This is a genomic window from Pseudomonas sp. DrBHI1, from assembly GCF_002205115.1.
In the GTDB taxonomy this organism is placed as follows: domain Bacteria; phylum Pseudomonadota; class Gammaproteobacteria; order Pseudomonadales; family Pseudomonadaceae; genus Aquipseudomonas; species Aquipseudomonas mosselii.
In genome coordinates, this window is the sequence record NZ_NIBE01000014.1 from 24,118 (window position 1) to 40,337 (window position 16,220).

30 protein-coding genes and 1 pseudogene are annotated in these 16,220 nt (G+C 57.5%); all 31 read right to left on the reverse strand.

Annotation, left to right across the window (positions count from 1 at the left end; all coding sequences use genetic code 11):
* Positions 1-41: 41 nt before the first annotated feature.
* Positions 42-506 carry a bacterioferritin gene (bfr, locus tag CC207_RS02300; RefSeq protein ID WP_028690240.1) on the reverse strand — a complete coding sequence of 155 codons (465 nt, stop codon included), beginning with the start codon at positions 504-506 and terminating at the stop codon, positions 42-44.
* 163 nt (positions 507-669) lie between these two features.
* On the reverse strand, positions 670-2,109 hold the full coding sequence (locus CC207_RS02305) for a catalase (RefSeq protein WP_062361847.1): 1,440 nt from the start codon (positions 2,107-2,109) through the stop codon (positions 670-672).
* Between the two features lie 170 nt (positions 2,110-2,279).
* The gene (gene rplQ, locus CC207_RS02310) at positions 2,280-2,666 is read right to left on the reverse strand and encodes a 50S ribosomal protein L17 (protein ID WP_003255451.1); all 387 of its coding nucleotides are present in this window, start codon (positions 2,664-2,666) and stop codon (positions 2,280-2,282) included.
* A 42-nt stretch (positions 2,667-2,708) separates the two neighbouring features.
* Positions 2,709-3,710, reverse strand: coding sequence for a DNA-directed RNA polymerase subunit alpha (rpoA, locus tag CC207_RS02315; protein ID WP_003255452.1), 1,002 nt, complete (start codon positions 3,708-3,710; stop codon positions 2,709-2,711).
* 22 nt (positions 3,711-3,732) lie between these two features.
* A complete protein-coding gene (gene rpsD, locus CC207_RS02320) occupies positions 3,733-4,353 on the reverse strand; it encodes a 30S ribosomal protein S4 (protein ID WP_023629185.1) in 621 nt (206 codons plus the stop codon).
* Positions 4,354-4,368: 15 nt separating this feature from the next.
* Positions 4,369-4,758, reverse strand: coding sequence for a 30S ribosomal protein S11 (gene rpsK / locus CC207_RS02325; RefSeq protein ID WP_003255454.1), 390 nt, complete (start codon positions 4,756-4,758; stop codon positions 4,369-4,371).
* An 18-nt stretch (positions 4,759-4,776) separates the two neighbouring features.
* Positions 4,777-5,133 carry a 30S ribosomal protein S13 gene (rpsM, locus tag CC207_RS02330; protein WP_003255457.1) on the reverse strand — a complete coding sequence of 119 codons (357 nt, stop codon included), beginning with the start codon at positions 5,131-5,133 and terminating at the stop codon, positions 4,777-4,779.
* A 131-nt stretch (positions 5,134-5,264) separates the two neighbouring features.
* On the reverse strand, positions 5,265-5,381 hold the full coding sequence (gene rpmJ, locus CC207_RS02335; protein ID WP_011531897.1) for a 50S ribosomal protein L36: 117 nt from the start codon (positions 5,379-5,381) through the stop codon (positions 5,265-5,267).
* Between the two features lie 30 nt (positions 5,382-5,411).
* Complete coding sequence (gene secY / locus CC207_RS02340) at positions 5,412-6,743, reverse strand: preprotein translocase subunit SecY (RefSeq protein WP_003257108.1); 1,332 nt, start codon at positions 6,741-6,743, stop codon at positions 5,412-5,414.
* Entirely contained in the window at positions 6,744-7,178 is a 435-nt protein-coding gene (gene rplO, locus CC207_RS02345) for a 50S ribosomal protein L15 (protein WP_011531896.1), read from the reverse strand. It abuts the gene before it with no gap.
* Positions 7,179-7,181: 3 nt separating this feature from the next.
* The gene (gene rpmD / locus CC207_RS02350; RefSeq protein WP_028690238.1) at positions 7,182-7,358 is read right to left on the reverse strand and encodes a 50S ribosomal protein L30; all 177 of its coding nucleotides are present in this window, start codon (positions 7,356-7,358) and stop codon (positions 7,182-7,184) included.
* Positions 7,359-7,360: 2 nt separating this feature from the next.
* Positions 7,361-7,861 (reverse strand): 30S ribosomal protein S5, encoded by a 501-nt coding sequence (gene rpsE / locus CC207_RS02355; RefSeq protein WP_023629184.1) that lies wholly within the window; start codon positions 7,859-7,861, stop codon positions 7,361-7,363.
* A gap of 3 nt (positions 7,862-7,864) precedes the next feature.
* Complete coding sequence (gene rplR / locus CC207_RS02360) at positions 7,865-8,215, reverse strand: 50S ribosomal protein L18 (protein ID WP_011531893.1); 351 nt, start codon at positions 8,213-8,215, stop codon at positions 7,865-7,867.
* Positions 8,216-8,225: 10 nt separating this feature from the next.
* Entirely contained in the window at positions 8,226-8,759 is a 534-nt protein-coding gene (rplF, locus tag CC207_RS02365) for a 50S ribosomal protein L6 (protein WP_028690237.1), read from the reverse strand.
* A gap of 12 nt (positions 8,760-8,771) precedes the next feature.
* Entirely contained in the window at positions 8,772-9,164 is a 393-nt protein-coding gene (gene rpsH / locus CC207_RS02370) for a 30S ribosomal protein S8 (protein WP_028690236.1), read from the reverse strand.
* A 209-nt stretch (positions 9,165-9,373) separates the two neighbouring features.
* On the reverse strand, positions 9,374-9,679 hold the full coding sequence (rpsN, locus tag CC207_RS02375; RefSeq protein WP_011531890.1) for a 30S ribosomal protein S14: 306 nt from the start codon (positions 9,677-9,679) through the stop codon (positions 9,374-9,376).
* A gap of 13 nt (positions 9,680-9,692) precedes the next feature.
* On the reverse strand, positions 9,693-10,232 hold the full coding sequence (gene rplE / locus CC207_RS02380) for a 50S ribosomal protein L5 (protein ID WP_012316517.1): 540 nt from the start codon (positions 10,230-10,232) through the stop codon (positions 9,693-9,695).
* 20 nt (positions 10,233-10,252) lie between these two features.
* The gene (rplX, locus tag CC207_RS02385) at positions 10,253-10,567 is read right to left on the reverse strand and encodes a 50S ribosomal protein L24 (protein WP_003255476.1); all 315 of its coding nucleotides are present in this window, start codon (positions 10,565-10,567) and stop codon (positions 10,253-10,255) included.
* 11 nt (positions 10,568-10,578) lie between these two features.
* Positions 10,579-10,947, reverse strand: coding sequence for a 50S ribosomal protein L14 (rplN, locus tag CC207_RS02390; protein WP_008089810.1), 369 nt, complete (start codon positions 10,945-10,947; stop codon positions 10,579-10,581).
* Positions 10,948-10,970: 23 nt separating this feature from the next.
* Entirely contained in the window at positions 10,971-11,237 is a 267-nt protein-coding gene (gene rpsQ, locus CC207_RS02395; protein ID WP_003255478.1) for a 30S ribosomal protein S17, read from the reverse strand.
* Positions 11,238-11,239: 2 nt separating this feature from the next.
* The gene (rpmC, locus tag CC207_RS02400) at positions 11,240-11,431 is read right to left on the reverse strand and encodes a 50S ribosomal protein L29 (RefSeq protein ID WP_002555481.1); all 192 of its coding nucleotides are present in this window, start codon (positions 11,429-11,431) and stop codon (positions 11,240-11,242) included.
* Complete coding sequence (gene rplP / locus CC207_RS02405) at positions 11,431-11,844, reverse strand: 50S ribosomal protein L16 (RefSeq protein ID WP_009397508.1); 414 nt, start codon at positions 11,842-11,844, stop codon at positions 11,431-11,433. The genes rpmC and rplP overlap by 1 nt, the downstream gene beginning before the upstream one ends.
* A 12-nt stretch (positions 11,845-11,856) precedes the next feature.
* Entirely contained in the window at positions 11,857-12,543 is a 687-nt protein-coding gene (gene rpsC, locus CC207_RS02410; protein WP_011531889.1) for a 30S ribosomal protein S3, read from the reverse strand.
* A gap of 13 nt (positions 12,544-12,556) precedes the next feature.
* Positions 12,557-12,889, reverse strand: coding sequence for a 50S ribosomal protein L22 (rplV, locus tag CC207_RS02415; RefSeq protein ID WP_003103908.1), 333 nt, complete (start codon positions 12,887-12,889; stop codon positions 12,557-12,559).
* An 11-nt stretch (positions 12,890-12,900) separates the two neighbouring features.
* Entirely contained in the window at positions 12,901-13,176 is a 276-nt protein-coding gene (gene rpsS, locus CC207_RS02420; protein WP_003255482.1) for a 30S ribosomal protein S19, read from the reverse strand.
* Positions 13,177-13,192: 16 nt separating this feature from the next.
* Positions 13,193-14,017 carry a 50S ribosomal protein L2 gene (rplB, locus tag CC207_RS02425; RefSeq protein WP_027915105.1) on the reverse strand — a complete coding sequence of 275 codons (825 nt, stop codon included), beginning with the start codon at positions 14,015-14,017 and terminating at the stop codon, positions 13,193-13,195.
* 14 nt (positions 14,018-14,031) lie between these two features.
* Positions 14,032-14,331 carry a 50S ribosomal protein L23 gene (gene rplW / locus CC207_RS02430; protein ID WP_003255484.1) on the reverse strand — a complete coding sequence of 100 codons (300 nt, stop codon included), beginning with the start codon at positions 14,329-14,331 and terminating at the stop codon, positions 14,032-14,034.
* On the reverse strand, positions 14,328-14,930 hold the full coding sequence (gene rplD / locus CC207_RS02435; protein ID WP_008089819.1) for a 50S ribosomal protein L4: 603 nt from the start codon (positions 14,928-14,930) through the stop codon (positions 14,328-14,330). Before rplD ends, rplW begins: the two co-directional genes overlap by 4 nt.
* Before the next feature lie 12 nt (positions 14,931-14,942).
* A complete protein-coding gene (rplC, locus tag CC207_RS02440) occupies positions 14,943-15,578 on the reverse strand; it encodes a 50S ribosomal protein L3 (RefSeq protein ID WP_011531887.1) in 636 nt (211 codons plus the stop codon).
* Positions 15,579-15,658: 80 nt separating this feature from the next.
* Entirely contained in the window at positions 15,659-15,970 is a 312-nt protein-coding gene (gene rpsJ, locus CC207_RS02445; RefSeq protein ID WP_003103876.1) for a 30S ribosomal protein S10, read from the reverse strand.
* 141 nt (positions 15,971-16,111) lie between these two features.
* Positions 16,112-16,220, reverse strand: a pseudogene (locus tag CC207_RS02450) (elongation factor Tu); the annotation flags it as partial.

The following is a 16,220-nucleotide window of genomic DNA, read 5'->3' on the forward strand; positions in this document are numbered from 1 at the left end:
CGGGTTTGCCCGCTCCCACAGGGGCATCTGCACTACAGAAATTACATCTGCGACTGCAGGTAGTTCTCCAGGCCAATGGCCTTGATCAGTCCCTGCTGCTTCTCCAGCCAGTAGGTGTGATCTTCTTCGGTATCGGCCAACTGCGCGCGCAGGATGTCGCGGCTGATGTAGTCCTTGTGCAGCTCGCACAGCTCGATACCCTTGCACAGCGCGGCGCGGACCTTGTACTCGAGCTTGAGATCAGCCTCGATCATTTCCGGCACGGTGCTGCCCACTTCCAGGTCATCGGCGCGCATGTCTGGGGTGCCTTCGAGCATGAGGATACGGCGCATCAGGGCGTCGGCGTGCTGCGTCTCTTCTTCCATCTCGTGGTTGATACGTTCGTAGAGCTTGGTCAGGCCCCAGTCTTCGTACATCCGCGAGTGAATGAAGTACTGATCGCGTGCTGCCAGTTCGCCCTTCAGCAACGTGACGAGGTAGTTGATTACGTCCGGGTGACCTTGCATCGCCCTGCTTCTCCCTGTGAATACGGCTATGGGACATAGTGTGAACCAGGTTTTGCTCGCGGTCACTGAAAAATGCGCAATTAGAAGCAAATAATCGGCTAAACAGTAGTGATATTCATTGAAAAACCGCCCTAATGAGGGCGGTTCTTCTTATCACTTCCAGTTAGCCAAGATTCATCCCCAGGGCCTTAGCAATCCCTTCTCCATAAGCCGGGTCGGCCTTGAAGAAGTACTGCAACTGACGCTGGATAACGTCCTCGCTGACCCCCGCCATGGTGCCGGCGATGTTGCCGATCAACAGCGCCTTCTGTTCATCATTCATCAGGCGGAACAGCGCGCCGGCGTGGCTGTAGTAGTCGTTGTCTTCGCGGTGGTCGTAGCGGTGCGCCGAACCGTTCAGGGCCAATGCCGGCTCTGCATGGCGCGGCGACTGTTTCGGTGCATCCGTGTAGCTGTTGGGCTCGTAGTTCGGAGCACTGCCGTAGGCGCCGGTGGCCATGGAACCATCGCGCTGGTAGCTGTGCACCGGGCAACGTGGCGCATTGACCGGCAAGTGCTGGTGGTTGGTGCCTACGCGGTAGCGGTGAGCATCGGCATAGGCAAACACGCGGCCCTGCAGCATGCGGTCCGGCGACAGGCCGACCCCGGGCACCATGTTGCTGGGACCGAACGCCGCCTGCTCGACTTCGGCGAAGTAGTTGAGCGGGTTGCGGTTGAGTTCCAGCACGCCGACCTCGATCAACGGGTAGTCCTTCTGCGACCAGGTCTTGGTCACGTCGAAGGGGTTCTCGTCACGGCTGGCGGCCTCGGCTTCGCTCATCACCTGGATGCACACGGTCCAACGCGGGAAGTCACCGCGCTCGATGGCCTGGAACAGGTCGCGCTGGGCGTAGTCCGGGTCGCTGCCCGCCAGTCGGGCGGCCTCGGCCGGCGCCAGGTTCTTGATCCCCTGCTGGGTCTTGAAGTGCCACTTGACCCAAGTGCGCTCACCCTTGGCGTTGATCAGGCTGTAGGTGTGGCTGCCGAAACCGTGCATATGGCGGTAGCCGTCCGGGATGCCGCGGTCGGAGAACAGGATGGTGACCTGATGCAACGCCTCGGGCGAGTGCGACCAGAAGTCCCACATCATCTGCGCGTTCTTCAGATTGGTCTGCGGGTGGCGCTTCTGGGTGTGGATGAAGTCGGGGAACTTCAGCGGATCACGGATGAAGAACACCGGCGTATTGTTGCCAACAATGTCCCAGTTGCCTTCCTCGGTGTAGAACTTCACCGCAAAACCACGCGGGTCGCGCTCGGTGTCCGCCGAGCCGCGTTCACCGCCCACGGTGGAGAAGCGCAAGAACGTTTCGGTCTGCTTGCCGATGCTGTCGAACAGTTTGGCACTGGTGAGTTCGGTAATATCGCGGGTGACGGTGAAGGTGCCGTAGGCGCCGGAGCCCTTGGCGTGCACGCGACGCTCGGGGATATTCTCGCGGTTGAAGTGGGCGAGCTTCTCGATCAGGTGGAAATCGTCGAGCAGCAGCGGGCCGCGAGGGCCTGCGGAACGGGAATTCTGGTTGTCGGCTACGGGCGCGCCGCTTGCGGTGGTGAGAATCTTGCTCATGGGCTCTCCTGATCGGTCTTGAACGGCCGGCTAATCGGCTTGGAGAGAGTATTGTCGACCCATGTTACAAGAACAAATTCATTACCTGACTTACATCAATAGAAAATAACAATTCATGAGGCAACAAAAAACCGGGCCTAGGCCCGGTTCTTTGCAGCAGACAGAACGTCTTACTCGGCAGCTTCTACAGCACCACCGACCGGACGATCAACCAGCTCGACGTACGCCATAGGCGCGTTGTCGCCAGCGCGGAAACCGCACTTCAGGATGCGCAGGTAGCCGCCCTGACGGGTGGCGTAACGCTTGCCCAGGTCGTTGAACAGTTTGCCAACGGCGGACTTCGAACGGGTACGGTCGAAGGCCAGACGACGGTTGGCGACGCTGTCTTCCTTGGCCAGGGTGATCAGCGGCTCGGCAACGCGGCGCAGTTCCTTGGCTTTCGGCAGGGTGGTTTTGATCAGCTCGTGCTCGATCAGCGACACTGCCATGTTCTGGAACATAGCCTTGCGGTGAGAGCTGGTACGGCTCAGGTGACGTCCACTTTTACGATGACGCATGATTCATTCCTTACCAAACACTACGTTCGGTGATTACGACGATCAGGCAGTCGCCTTGTCGTCTTTCTTAAGACTTGCAGGCGGCCAGTTGTCGAGGCGCATGCCGAGGGAAAGACCACGGGAGGCCAGGACGTCCTTGATTTCAGTCAGGGACTTCTTGCCCAGGTTAGGAGTCTTCAACAGCTCTACTTCGGTACGCTGAATCAGGTCGCCGATGTAGTAGATGTTCTCCGCCTTGAGGCAGTTGGCCGAACGTACGGTCAGTTCCAGGTCGTCAACCGGGCGCAGCAGGATCGGATCGATCTCGTCTTCCTGCTCGACCACAACCGGCTCGCTGTCACCTTTGAGGTCGACGAACGCGGCCAGCTGCTGTTGCAGGATGGTCGCGGCACGACGGATAGCCTCTTCAGGATCCAGAGTACCGTTGGTTTCCAGATCGATGACCAGCTTGTCCAGGTTGGTACGCTGTTCAACACGGGCGTTCTCGACCACGTAGGCGATACGACGCACCGGGCTGAACGAAGCGTCCAGCTGGAGACGGCCAATGCTGCGGCTTTCGTCTTCGTCGGTCTGACGGGAGTCGGCCGGCTCGTAACCGCGACCACGAGCTACGGTGAGCTTCATGTTCAGGGCGCCGTTGGACGCCAGGTTCGCGATTACGTGATCGGGGTTGACGATCTCGACATCGTGATCCAGCTGAATATCGGCAGCGGTAACCACCCCCGAACCCTTTTTCGACAAGGTCAGCGTAACTTCGTCACGACCGTGCAGTTTGATAGCCAGGCCTTTCAGGTTCAACAGGATTTCAATGACGTCTTCCTGAACACCTTCGATCGCGGAGTACTCATGGAGTACGCCGTCGATCTCGGCCTCGACTACTGCACAGCCAGGCATGGAGGACAACAGGATGCGGCGCAGCGCGTTGCCCAGGGTATGGCCGAAGCCACGCTCGAGAGGCTCGAGCGTGATCTTGGCGCGGGTTGGACTGACAACCTGCACGTCGATGTGACGGGGTGTCAGAAACTCATTTACCGAAATCTGCATGGATGCACCTATTTTCTAGCCCTTACTTGGAGTAGAGCTCGACAATCAGGTTTTCGTTGATGTCGGCGGACAGGTCGCTGCGAGCAGGAACGTTCTTGAAAACGCCCGACTTTTTAGCAGCATCCACATCAACCCACTCAACGCGGCCACGCTGGGCGCACAGTTCAAGGGCTTGAACAATGCGCAGCTGGTTCAGCGACTTCTCGCGAACCGAGACCACGTCACCCGGACGAACTTGGTAGGATGGAATGTTCACAGTCTTACCGTTGACGCTGATCGCTTTGTGCGAAACCAGCTGGCGGGACTCGGAACGAGTCGAGCCGAAGCCCATACGGTAGACGACGTTATCCAGACGGCACTCGAGCAGTTGCAGCAGGTTCTCACCGGTTGCGCCTTTTTTCGAGGCAGCAGCTTGGTAGTAACCGCGGAACTGACGCTCCAGAACACCGTAGATACGACGGACTTTTTGTTTCTCGCGCAGCTGGGTACCGTAGTCGGACTGACGGCCACGGCGCTGGCCGTGGATACCTGGGGCTGCTTCGATGTTGCACTTCGATTCCAGAGCGCGAACGCCGCTCTTCAGGAACAGGTCAGTGCCTTCACGGCGAGACAGTTTGCATTTTGGACCAATGTAACGTGCCATTTATCTGTCTCCTGATTACACGCGACGCTTCTTCGGCGGACGGCACCCGTTGTGCGGGATTGGCGTCACGTCGGTGATGCTGGCGATCTTGTAGCCGCAGCTGTTCAGTGCACGAACGGCGGATTCACGACCTGGACCTGGACCCTTGACGTTGACGTCGAGGTTCTTCAGACCATATTCCAGCGCAGCTTGACCAGCACGCTCAGCAGCGATCTGGGCTGCGAACGGGGTGGATTTGCGCGAACCACGGAAACCCGAACCACCGGAAGTAGCCCAGGACAGTGCGTTGCCCTGACGGTCGGTGATGGTCACGATGGTGTTGTTGAAAGACGCATGGATGTGGGCGATGCCATCAACCACTGTCTTTTTGACTTTTTTACGAGGACGAGCAGCAGGTTTTGCCATGTCTATATTCCTGGGCGATTACTTGCGGATCGGCTTACGCGGGCCCTTACGGGTGCGTGCGTTGGTCTTGGTGCGCTGACCGCGAACCGGCAGACCTTTACGATGACGCAGGCCGCGGTAGCAACCCAGGTCCATCAAGCGCTTGATCTTCATGTTGATGTCACGGCGCAGGTCACCTTCGGTGGTGAACTTCGCGACTTCGCCACGCAGGGTTTCGATTTGCTCGTCGCTCAGATCCTTGATCTTAGCGGCTGGGTTTACACCAGCGTCCGCACAGATTTTCTGCGCGGTAGTGCGACCGACACCATAGATGTAGGTCAGCGAGATAACAGTATGCTTGTTATCTGGAATGTTGACGCCTGCAATACGGGCCATTCAGTGGGACTCCAATTGACAGCTACCTACGCCCCGGAAGCCAAGAAATAGGGCGCGAGATAATATCGCTGTAGAAACGAATAATCAACCCAGCAGCACACTAGCTGCTGGGTTTGAAGCGCGGATCACACTCAGCCTTGGCGCTGCTTGTGACGCGGTTCCGCGCTGCAGATCACGCGCACGATACCTTCGCGACGAATGATCTTGCAGTTGCGGCACAGCTTTTTCACCGATGCACGAACTTTCATTACCGACTCCTCGAACCTTAAGGGGCTAAATCAGCGCAGCAGACCGCTGCCGCCGTAGCCTTTCAGGTTGGCTTTCTTCATCAGGGATTCGTACTGGTGCGAAACGAGGTGCGATTGTACTTGGGACATGAAGTCCATCACAACCACTACCACAATCAGCAACGAGGTCCCGCCAAGGTAGAACGGCACGTTTGCTGCCACCACCAGGAACTGGGGCAGAAGGCACACGGCCATCATGTAAAGAGCACCGAACATGGTCAGACGGGTCAGGACGCCATCAATGTAGCGCGCCGACTGCTCACCAGGACGGATACCCGGAATAAAGGCACCGGACTTCTTCAGGTTTTCCGCTACGTCTTTCGGGTTGAACATCAACGCTGTGTAGAAGAAGCAGAAGAAGATGATCCCTGCACTAAACAGCAGAATGTTCAACGGCTGACCAGGAGCGATCGACTGCGAGATGTCCTGCAGCCAGCCCATACCTTCGGACTGACCGAACCAGGCACCCAGCGAAGCCGGGAACAGCAAGATGCTGCTCGCGAAAATGGCCGGGATTACGCCCGCCATGTTCACCTTCAGCGGCAGGTGGCTGGTCTGCGCAGCGAAGACCTTGCGGCCCTGCTGACGCTTGGCGTAGTGAACGGCGATACGACGCTGACCACGCTCAATGAACACCACGAAGCCGATAATCGCTACTGCCAGCAAACCGATAGCGACCAGGGCGAAAATGTTGATATCGCCTGTACGCGCAGACTCGAAAGACTGCCCGATTGCTCTCGGAAGACCGGCAACGATACCCGCGAAGATCAACATCGAGATACCGTTGCCCACACCGCGCTCGGTAATCTGCTCGCCGAGCCACATCATGAACATCGCGCCCGCCACGAAGGTGGAGACGGCGACGACATGGAAGCCCAGGCCCACAGAAAACGCCACGCCCTGGTTGGCCAGGCCAATGGACATGCCAATGGCTTGGACCAGCGCCAGGATAACGGTGCCGTAGCGGGTGTACTGGCTGATCTTGCGACGGCCAGCTTCACCTTCCTTCTTCAACTGCTCCAGTTGCGGGCTGACAGCGGTCATGAGCTGCATGATGATCGATGCCGAGATGTACGGCATGATCCCCAGTGCAAAGATGCTCATGCGCTCCAGCGCGCCACCGGAAAACATGTTGAACAAGCTAAGAATGGTCCCCTCATTCTGCCGGAACAGATCCGCGAGACGGTCCGGGTTAATGCCTGGCACTGGGATGTGCGCGCCAATCCGATAGACGATGATCGCCATGAACAGAAAGCGCAGACGAGCCCAGAGTTCCGACATCCCGCCCTTACCGAGCGAAGAGAGAGCACCTTGCTTAGCCATTTATTCCTCGAACTTGCCGCCAGCTGCTTCGATAGCCGCACGTGCACCTTTGGTGACGGCGATACCCTTGAGGGTGACTGCGCGAGTGACTTCGCCCGACAGCATGATTTTCACGCGCTGTACGTGCTGGCCGATCACGTTGGCGTCCTTGAGGGACTGAACGGTGATCAGATCGCCTTCCACCTTGGCCAGCTCGGACAGACGCACTTCTGCGCGGTCCATGGCTTTCAGGGAAACGAAGCCGAACTTCGGCAGGCGACGGTGCAGCGGCTGTTGACCGCCTTCGAAGCCTGGAGCGATGGAACCACCGGAACGGGAGGTCTGACCTTTGTGACCACGGCCACCGGTCTTGCCCAGACCGCTACCGATACCACGGCCCGGACGGTGCTTCTCGCGACGGGAACCCGGCGCTGGACTCAGATCATTGAGTTTCATCGATTAACCCTCGACCTTCAGCATGTAGTAAGCCTTGTTGATCATCCCGCGATTCTCGGGAGTATCCTGGACTTCTACAGTGTGACCGATGCGACGCAGACCCAGACCTTTAACGCACAGTTTGTGGTTAGGCAGGCGGCCGGCGGTGCTCTTGATCAGCGTTACTTTTACGGTTGCCATGATCAGATGATCTCCTCAACAGTCTTGCCGCGCTTGGCAGCAATGGACTCAGGGGATTGCATGGCTTTCAGACCCTTGAAGGTGGCGTGAACCACGTTCACCGGGTTGGTCGAGCCGTAGCACTTGGCCAGGACGTTCTGAACACCAGCAACTTCCAGGACGGCACGCATTGCGCCACCGGCGATGATACCGGTACCTTCCGAGGCAGGCTGCATGTAGACCTTCGAGGCGCCGTGGGCGGCCTTGGTGGCGTACTGCAGGGTGGTGCCCTTCAGGTCAACCTGAATCATGTTGCGACGAGCAGCTTCCATGGCTTTCTGGATCGCGGCAGGTACTTCGCGCGATTTGCCACGGCCAAAGCCAACACGACCCTTGCCATCACCCACCACGGTCAGCGCGGTGAAGGTGAAGATACGGCCGCCTTTTACGGTTTTGGCTACGCGGTTAACTTGAACCAGCTTCTCGATGTAGCCTTCGTCGCGCTTTTGATCGTTATTTGCCATAACTTAGAACTCCAGCCCGCCTTCACGAGCAGCATCAGCCAGCGCCTTGACGCGGCCGTGGTACTTGAAGCCGGAACGGTCAAAGGCAACTTGAGATACACCGGCGGCTTTCGCACGCTCAGCTACCAGCTTGCCAACCTTAGTGGCCGCGTCGATGTTGCCGGTGGCGCCATCACGCAGTTCTTTGTCCAAGGTCGAGGCGCTTGCCAGAACCTTGCTGCCGTCGGCCGAGATGACCTGGGCGTAGATGTGCTGCGAGGAGCGGAACACGCACAGACGCACGGCTTCGAGCTCGTGCATTTTCAGGCGTGCTTTGCGAGCGCGACGCAGTCGAGTAACTTTTTTGTCGGTCATTTGCTAGGCCCTACTTCTTCTTGGCTTCTTTACGACGGACTACTTCGTCCGCGTAACGCACACCCTTGCCCTTGTAAGGCTCTGGCGGACGGAAACCGCGGACTTCAGCGGCCACCTGACCCACCAGCTGCTTGTCGATACCCTTGATCAGGATGTCGGTCTGGCTTGGGGTTTCAGCGGTGATACCGGCTGGCAGTTCGTAATCCACTGGGTGCGAGAAGCCCAGGGCCAGGTTCAGGACGGTGCCCTTGGCCTGTGCCTTGTAACCAACACCGACCAGCTGGAGCTTGCGCTCGAAGCCTTGGCTTACGCCTTGGACCATGTTGTTGACCAGGGCGCGGGTGGTACCGGCCATGGCGCGAGCTTGCTGATCACCGTTGCGAGGTGCGAAACGCAGCTCACCAGCTTCTTCGGTAACTTCAACAGACGAGTGAACGTTCAGTTCGAGAGTGCCCTTGGCACCCTTCACCGAAAGCTGCTGGCCGGCGAATTTGACTTCGACGCCTGCTGGCAGCTTAACGGGGTTCTTAGCGACGCGAGACATGCCTATCTCCCCTTAGAACACTGTGCACAGAACTTCGCCGCCGACACCGGCAGCGCGCGCAGCGCGGTCAGTCATCACACCTTTGTTGGTGGAGACGATAGACACGCCCAGGCCGCCACGTACTTTCGGCAGCTCGGTAACGGCCTTGTACTGGCGCAGACCAGGACGGCTGGTACGCTTCAGCTCTTCGATGACCGGACGGCCTTCGAAGTACTTCAGCTCGATCGACAGGGAAGGCTTGGCTTCGCCGGTCACTTCGTAGCTGGCGATGTAGCCTTCGTCTTTCAGTACTTTGGCAACCGCGACCTTCAGGGTGGAAGAAGGCATGCTTACGACAGACTTTTCAGCCATCTGGGCATTACGGATGCGAGTTAGCATGTCCGCTAACGGGTCCTGCATACTCATGGGCTAGATGCTCCTGATACAAGAATTATTAGCCTTGCGGCTATCACAACCACCCGAGCAGGCAGGGCAAAAAACCCAGGCTCAGGTGAGCCGGTCATTCTAGACACAAGGCAGAAACGAAACAAGCCCCATATAGGGGCTTGTTTCGTTGCGAGGTCACCGGCGGTCGGAAGATTGCTCCCCTCACGCCGGCGTCACGCCAACCGGGATTACCAGCTGGCCTTGACCAGACCTGGCACGTCACCGCGCATGGCGGCTTCGCGCAGCTTGTTACGGCCCAGACCGAACTTACGGTATACACCGTGCGGACGACCGGTCAGGCGGCAACGGTTACGCAGGCGCGAGGCGCTGGCGTCACGTGGTTGCTTCTGCAGGGCGACAACGGCAGCGAAACGCTCTTCAGGAGAGGCGTTCAGGTTGACGATGGTCGCTTTCAGCTCAGCACGCTTCTTAGCGAACTTGGCTACCGTGAGCTGACGCTTCAGCTCGCGGTTCTTCATGCTCTTCTTGGCCATTTTCCTACTCCAATCAGTTGCGGAACGGGAACTTGAAAGCACGCAGCAGAGCGCGGCCTTCGTCGTCCGAACGAGCAGTGGTGGTCAGGGTGATGTCCAAACCGCGCAGAGCATCGATCTTGTCGTAATCGATTTCCGGGAAGATGATCTGCTCTTTCACGCCCATGCTGTAGTTGCCACGACCGTCGAAGGACTTGGCATTCAGGCCGCGGAAGTCGCGAACCCGTGGCAGGGAGATCGCCAGCAGGCGGTCCAGGAACTCGTACATCTTTTCGCGACGCAGGGTCACCTTGACACCGATCGGCCAGCCTTCACGGACTTTGAAGCCCGCGATGGATTTACGAGCGAAAGTCACGACCGGCTTTTGACCGGTGATCTTTTCCAGGTCGGCAACAGCGTGCTCGATGACTTTCTTGTCGCCGATCGCTTCGCCCAGACCCATGTTCAGGGTGATTTTGGTAACGCGCGGAACTTCCATCACGTTCGACAGCTTAAGTTCTTCCTTAAGCTTAGGAGCGATTTCGTTCCGGTAAATCTCTTTCAGTCGTGCCATGGTCTTCTACCTAGCAGTGTTCAAGCATCAACCGCTTTTTGGGTCGACTTGAAGACACGAATTTTTTTACCGTCTTCTACTTTGAAACCAACGCGGTCAGCCTTGTTGGTTTCGCCGTTGAAGATGGCAACGTTGGAAGCGTGCAGAGGCGCTTCTTTCTCGACGATACCGCCCTGGACGCCCGCCATCGGGTTAGGCTTGGTGTGGCGCTTGACCAGGTTGACACCACCGATGACCAGACGGTCGTCAGCGAGAACCTTCAGCACCTTACCGCGCTTACCTTTGTCTTTGCCGGCGATCACGATGATCTCGTCGTCACGACGAATCTTTTGCATGTCGGATCTCCTTAGAGCACTTCAGGGGCGAGCGAGACGATCTTCATGAACTTCTCGGTACGAAGTTCACGGGTCACTGGCCCGAAGATGCGAGTACCGATCGGCTCTTGCTTGGTGTTCAGCAGAACAGCAGCGTTGCCGTCGAAACGAATGATGGAACCGTCAGCGCGACGTACACCGTGACGGGTACGGACGACAACAGCGGTCATCACCTGGCCTTTCTTGACCTTACCGCGAGGAATTGCTTCCTTGACGGTAACTTTGATGATGTCACCGATACCGGCGTAACGACGGTGGGAACCGCCGAGCACCTTGATGCACATGACGCGACGAGCGCCGCTGTTATCGGCCACATCGAGCATGGATTGAGTCTGAATCATAAAATTTCTCCGACCCTTAGCCCTTAGACTTCAACAGCGCGTTCGAGGACTTCAACCAGTGCCCAGGACTTGGTCTTGGCCAGCGGACGGGTTTCACGGATGGAAACCTTGTCGCCGATCTTGCACTGGTTGGCTTCGTCGTGCGCGTGCAGCTTAGTCGAACGCTTAACGTATTTACCGTAGATCGGGTGCTTTACGCGACGCTCGATCAGAACGGTGATGGTCTTGTCCATTTTGTCGCTGACGACACGGCCAGTCAGCGTACGGACGGTTTTTTCAGCTTCAGCCATGATCACTTACCTGCCTGCTGGTTGAGCACAGTTTTCACGCGAGCGATGTCACGCTTAACTTGCGAGAGCAGGTGCGACTGCCCCAACTGGCCAGTTGCTTTCTGCATGCGCAGATTGAACTGGTCGCGCAGCAAGCCGAGCAGTTGCTCATTCAGTTGCTGTGCGGATTTTTCACGAAGTTCATTCGCTTTCATCACATCACCGTCCGCTTAACAAAGGAGGTGGCGAGAGGCAGCTTTGCAGCGGCCAGAGCGAAAGCTTCGCGCGCCAGCTCTTCAGAAACACCCTCGATCTCGTACAGGACTTTGCCTGGCTGAATCTGGGCAACCCAGTATTCCACGGAACCTTTACCTTTACCCATACGAACCTCGAGAGGCTTCTTGGTAACCGGCTTGTCCGGGAAGACACGGATCCAGATCTTACCGCCACGTTTTACGTGACGGGTCAGGGCACGACGTGCCGACTCGATCTGGCGAGCGGTGAGACGACCGCGGGCGACAGCTTTCAGAGCGAACTCGCCGAAGCTGACCTTGCTACCGCGCAGTGCCAGACCACGGTTGTGGCCGGTCATCTGCTTGCGGAATTTTGTACGCTTTGGTTGCAACATTTGGCGTACCCCTTACTTAGCAGCTTTTTTACGAGGCGCTGGTGCTTGAGGCTTCAGCTCTTCCTGGCGACCACCAATTACTTCGCCTTTGAAGATCCAAACCTTCACACCGATCACACCGTAGGTGGTGTGAGCTTCGTAGGTGTTGTAGTCGATATCGGCACGCAGGGTGTGCAGAGGCACACGACCTTCGCGATACCACTCGGTACGTGCGATCTCGGCACCGCCGAGACGACCGCTCACCTGGATCTTGATGCCCTTGGCACCAATACGCATGGCGTTCTGTACGGCGCGCTTCATGGCGCGACGGAACATAACGCGGCGCTCCAGCTGCTGGGCAACGCTCTGAGCAACCAGCATAGCGTCGAGTTCCGGCTTGCGGATCTCTTCGATGTTGATGTGCACAGGCACACCCATCTGCTTGGTCAGGTCCTGACGCAGCTTCTCAACATCTTCACCTTTCTTGCCGATAACGATACCGGGACGAGCGGTGTGGATGGTGATGCGTGCAGTTTGAGCCGGACGATGAATATCGATACGGCTTACGGACGCGCTTTTTAGTTTGTCCTGGAGGTACTCGCGAGTTTGCAGATCCTTCAGCAGGTAATCTGCGTAAGTCGCGCCGTCTGCGTACCAGACGGAGGTGTGCTCCTTGACGATTCCCAGGCGAATGCCAGTGGGATGTACTTTCTGACCCATCTGATCGACTCCGTTACTTGTCCGCAACCTTGACAGTGATATGGCAAGACCGCTTGACGATGCGATCAGCACGGCCTTTGGCACGTGGCATGATGCGCTTCAGCGAACGCCCTTCGTTGACGAAGACGGTGGAGACCTTCAGGTCATCAACGTCTGCGCCTTCGTTGTGTTCGGCGTTGGCAACGGCCGACTCGAGGACTTTCTTCATGATTTCAGCGGCTTTTTTGCTGCTGAAGGCCAACAGGTTGAGCGCTTCGCCCACCTTCTTCCCGCGGATCTGGTCGGCGACCAAGCGGGCTTTCTGGGCGGAGATGCGAGCGCCCGACAACTTAGCGGCTACTTCCATTTCCTTACCCCTTAACGCTTGGCTTTCTTGTCAGCCACGTGCCCGCGGTAGGTGCGGGTACCGGCGAACTCGCCCAGTTTGTGGCCGACCATGTCTTCGTTCACGAGAACTGGGACGTGTTGGCGACCGTTGTGTACCGCGATGGTCAGACCGACCATTTGTGGCAGGATCATCGAACGGCGCGACCAGGTTTTAACTGGCTTGCGATCGTTCTTCTCCACCGCCACTTCGACCTTCTTCAACAGGTGAAGATCGATAAAAGGACCTTTTTTCAGAGAACGTGGCACTGTCGTATCCCTCTAGTTACTTGCGACGACGGACGATCATGTTGTCGGTACGCTTATTACCACGGGTTTTAGCACCCTTGGTTGGGAAGCCCCATGGCGATACCGGATGACGACCACCGGAGGTACGACCTTCACCACCACCATGCGGGTGGTCAACCGGGTTCATGGCAACACCACGAACGGTTGGGCGAACGCCGCGCCAGCGTTTGGCACCAGCTTTACCCAGCGAACGCAGGCTGTGCTCGGAGTTCGAGACTTCGCCCAGGGTCGCACGGCACTCAGCCAGGACTTTACGCATTTCACCAGAGCGCAGACGCAGGGTCACGTAGACACCTTCACGAGCGATCAGCTGAGCCGAAGCACCAGCGGAACGAGCGATCTGAGCACCTTTACCCGGCTTCAGTTCGATGCCGTGAATGGTGCTACCTACTGGGATGTTGCGCAGTTGCAGGGAGTTACCGGCCTTGATTGGGGCCAGAGCACCTGCGATCAGCTGGTCGCCAGCGCTCACGCCTTTAGGGGCGATGATGTAGCGACGCTCGCCGTCTGCGTAGCACAGCAGGGCGATGTGAGCAGTACGGTTCGGGTCGTATTCGATACGCTCGACAGTGGCTGGGATGCCATCTTTGTCGTTGCGACGGAAGTCAACCAGACGGTAATGCTGCTTATGACCACCACCAACGTGACGAGTGGTGATGCGGCCATTGTTGTTACGACCACCAGACTTCGATTTCTTCTCGAGCAGCGGTGCGTGAGGAGCGCCTTTGTGCAGCTCCTTGTTGACCACCTTGACCACGAAACGGCGGCCAGGGGAAGTCGGTTTGCATTTAACGATTGCCATGATGCACCCCTTCCTTACTCAGCACTGCTGCTGAAATCGAGATCTTGGCCTGGCTGAAGGGAGACGATCGCCTTCTTCCAGTCATTACGCTTGCCCAGACCACGTGCGGTACGCTTGGTTTTACCCAGAACGTTGACAGTCGACACGTTTTCAACTTTTACGTTGAACAGGCCTTCGACAGCTTTCTTGATTTCCAGCTTGGTTGCATCGGTAGCAACCTTGAATACGAACTGGCCTTTTTTCTCAGCCAGAACGGTAGCCTTCTCGGAAACGTGCGGGCCAAGGAGGACTTTGAATACGCGTTCCTGGTTCATCCCAGCAGCTCCTCGAATTTCTTCACGGCCGAGACAGTGATCAACACTTTCTCGTATGCGATCAGACTGACCGGGTCGGAACCTTGAACGTCACGTACGTCGACGTGCGGCAGGTTGCGAGCAGCCAGGTACAGGTTCTGATCAACAGCGTCGGAAACGATCAGAACGTCGTTCAGACCCATGCCGTTCAGCTTGTTCAGCAGATCCTTGGTTTTCGGCGCTTCAACAGCGAAGTCCTGAACCACGACCAGACGGTCGCTACGCACCAGCTCAGCGAGGATGGAGCGCAGGGCTGCGCGGTACATCTTCTTGTTGAGCTTCTGCGAGTGATCTTGAGGACGAGCTGCGAAGGTTACACCACCGCCACGCCAGATCGGACCACGGGTAGTACCGGCACGAGCACGGCCAGTACCTTTCTGACGCCATGGGCGCTTACCGCCACCGGCCACGTCAGAACGGGTCTTCTGCTGCTTGGTGCCCTGACGGCCGCCGGCCATGTAGGCCACGACTGCTTGGTGTACCAGCGTCTCGTTGAATTCGCCACCGAAGGTCAGTTCGGAAACTTCGATCGCCTGAGCGTCATTTACATTAAGTTGCATGTCAGTTTCCCCTTAACCGCGAGCCTTGACAGCCGGACGCACGACCACGTCGCCGCCAGTAGCGCCTGGGACGGCACCCTTGATCAGCAGCAGGTTGCGTTCAGCGTCTACGCGTACTACTTCCAGGGACTGAACAGTCACGCGCTCGGCGCCCATGTGACCGGACATTTTCTTGCCCTTGAATACACGACCAGGAGTCTGGCACTGGCCGATGGAGCCAGGGACACGGTGCGATACGGAGTTACCGTGGGTGTTGTCCTGACCACGGAAGTTCCAACGCTTGATGGTACCGGCGAAGCCTTTACCTTTGGACTGACCGGTTACGTCTACCAGCTGGCCTGCAGTGAAGAGTTCAGCTTTGATCAGATCGCCAGCCTGGAAATCGCCTTCTTCAAGACGGAACTCCCAGACACCGCGACCAGCGGCAACGTTAGCCTTGGCGAAGTGGCCTGCCTGAGCGGCAGTCACACGCGAAGCACGACGCTCGCCGACAGTGACTTGCACTGCACGGTAGCCATCGGTTTCTTCAGTTTTGAACTGGGTGACGCGATTCGGCTCGATCTCGATGACCGTGACCGGAATGGAGACACCTTCTTCGGTGAAAATACGGGTCATGCCCGCTTTTCGACCGACTACACCAATAGTCATGTTGTAAACCTCATGAGTGTACGGGGCTTTCACCCGCTATGGCCGCCCATTTCAGAGCGTTACACGACCAGACCGAAGTCTTAGCCGAGGCTGATCTGCACTTCCACGCCTGCCGCGAGATCAAGCTTCATCAGCGCATCAACGGTTTTATCCGTTGGCTGGACGATGTCCAGAACGCGCTTATGAGTGCGAATCTCGTACTGATCACGCGCGTCTTTGTTGACGTGCGGGGAGATCAGAACGGTGAAACGCTCTTTGCGGGTTGGCAGTGGAATTGGACCACGCACTTGTGCACCAGTACGTTTCGCGGTTTCCACGATTTCCTGGGTGGATTGGTCGATCAGGCGATGGTCGAAAGCCTTCAACCTGATACGGATTTGCTGATTTTGCATTGGATTTCAGACTCCAGGCTGTTCCCATCGGGCGCACTACGCCCGTTAAAAGGAGGCGTGATTCTATAGACGCCCCAAATTAGTGTCAACCCAATAAAAAAAACCCCCGCTGAGCGGGGGTTTTTTCAACCGATCGAGTGATTACTCGATGATTTTGGCCACGACGCCGGCGCCGACGGTACGACCGCCTTCACGGATGGCGAAGCGCAGACCGTCTTCCATTGCGATGGTCTTGATCAGGGTGACAGTC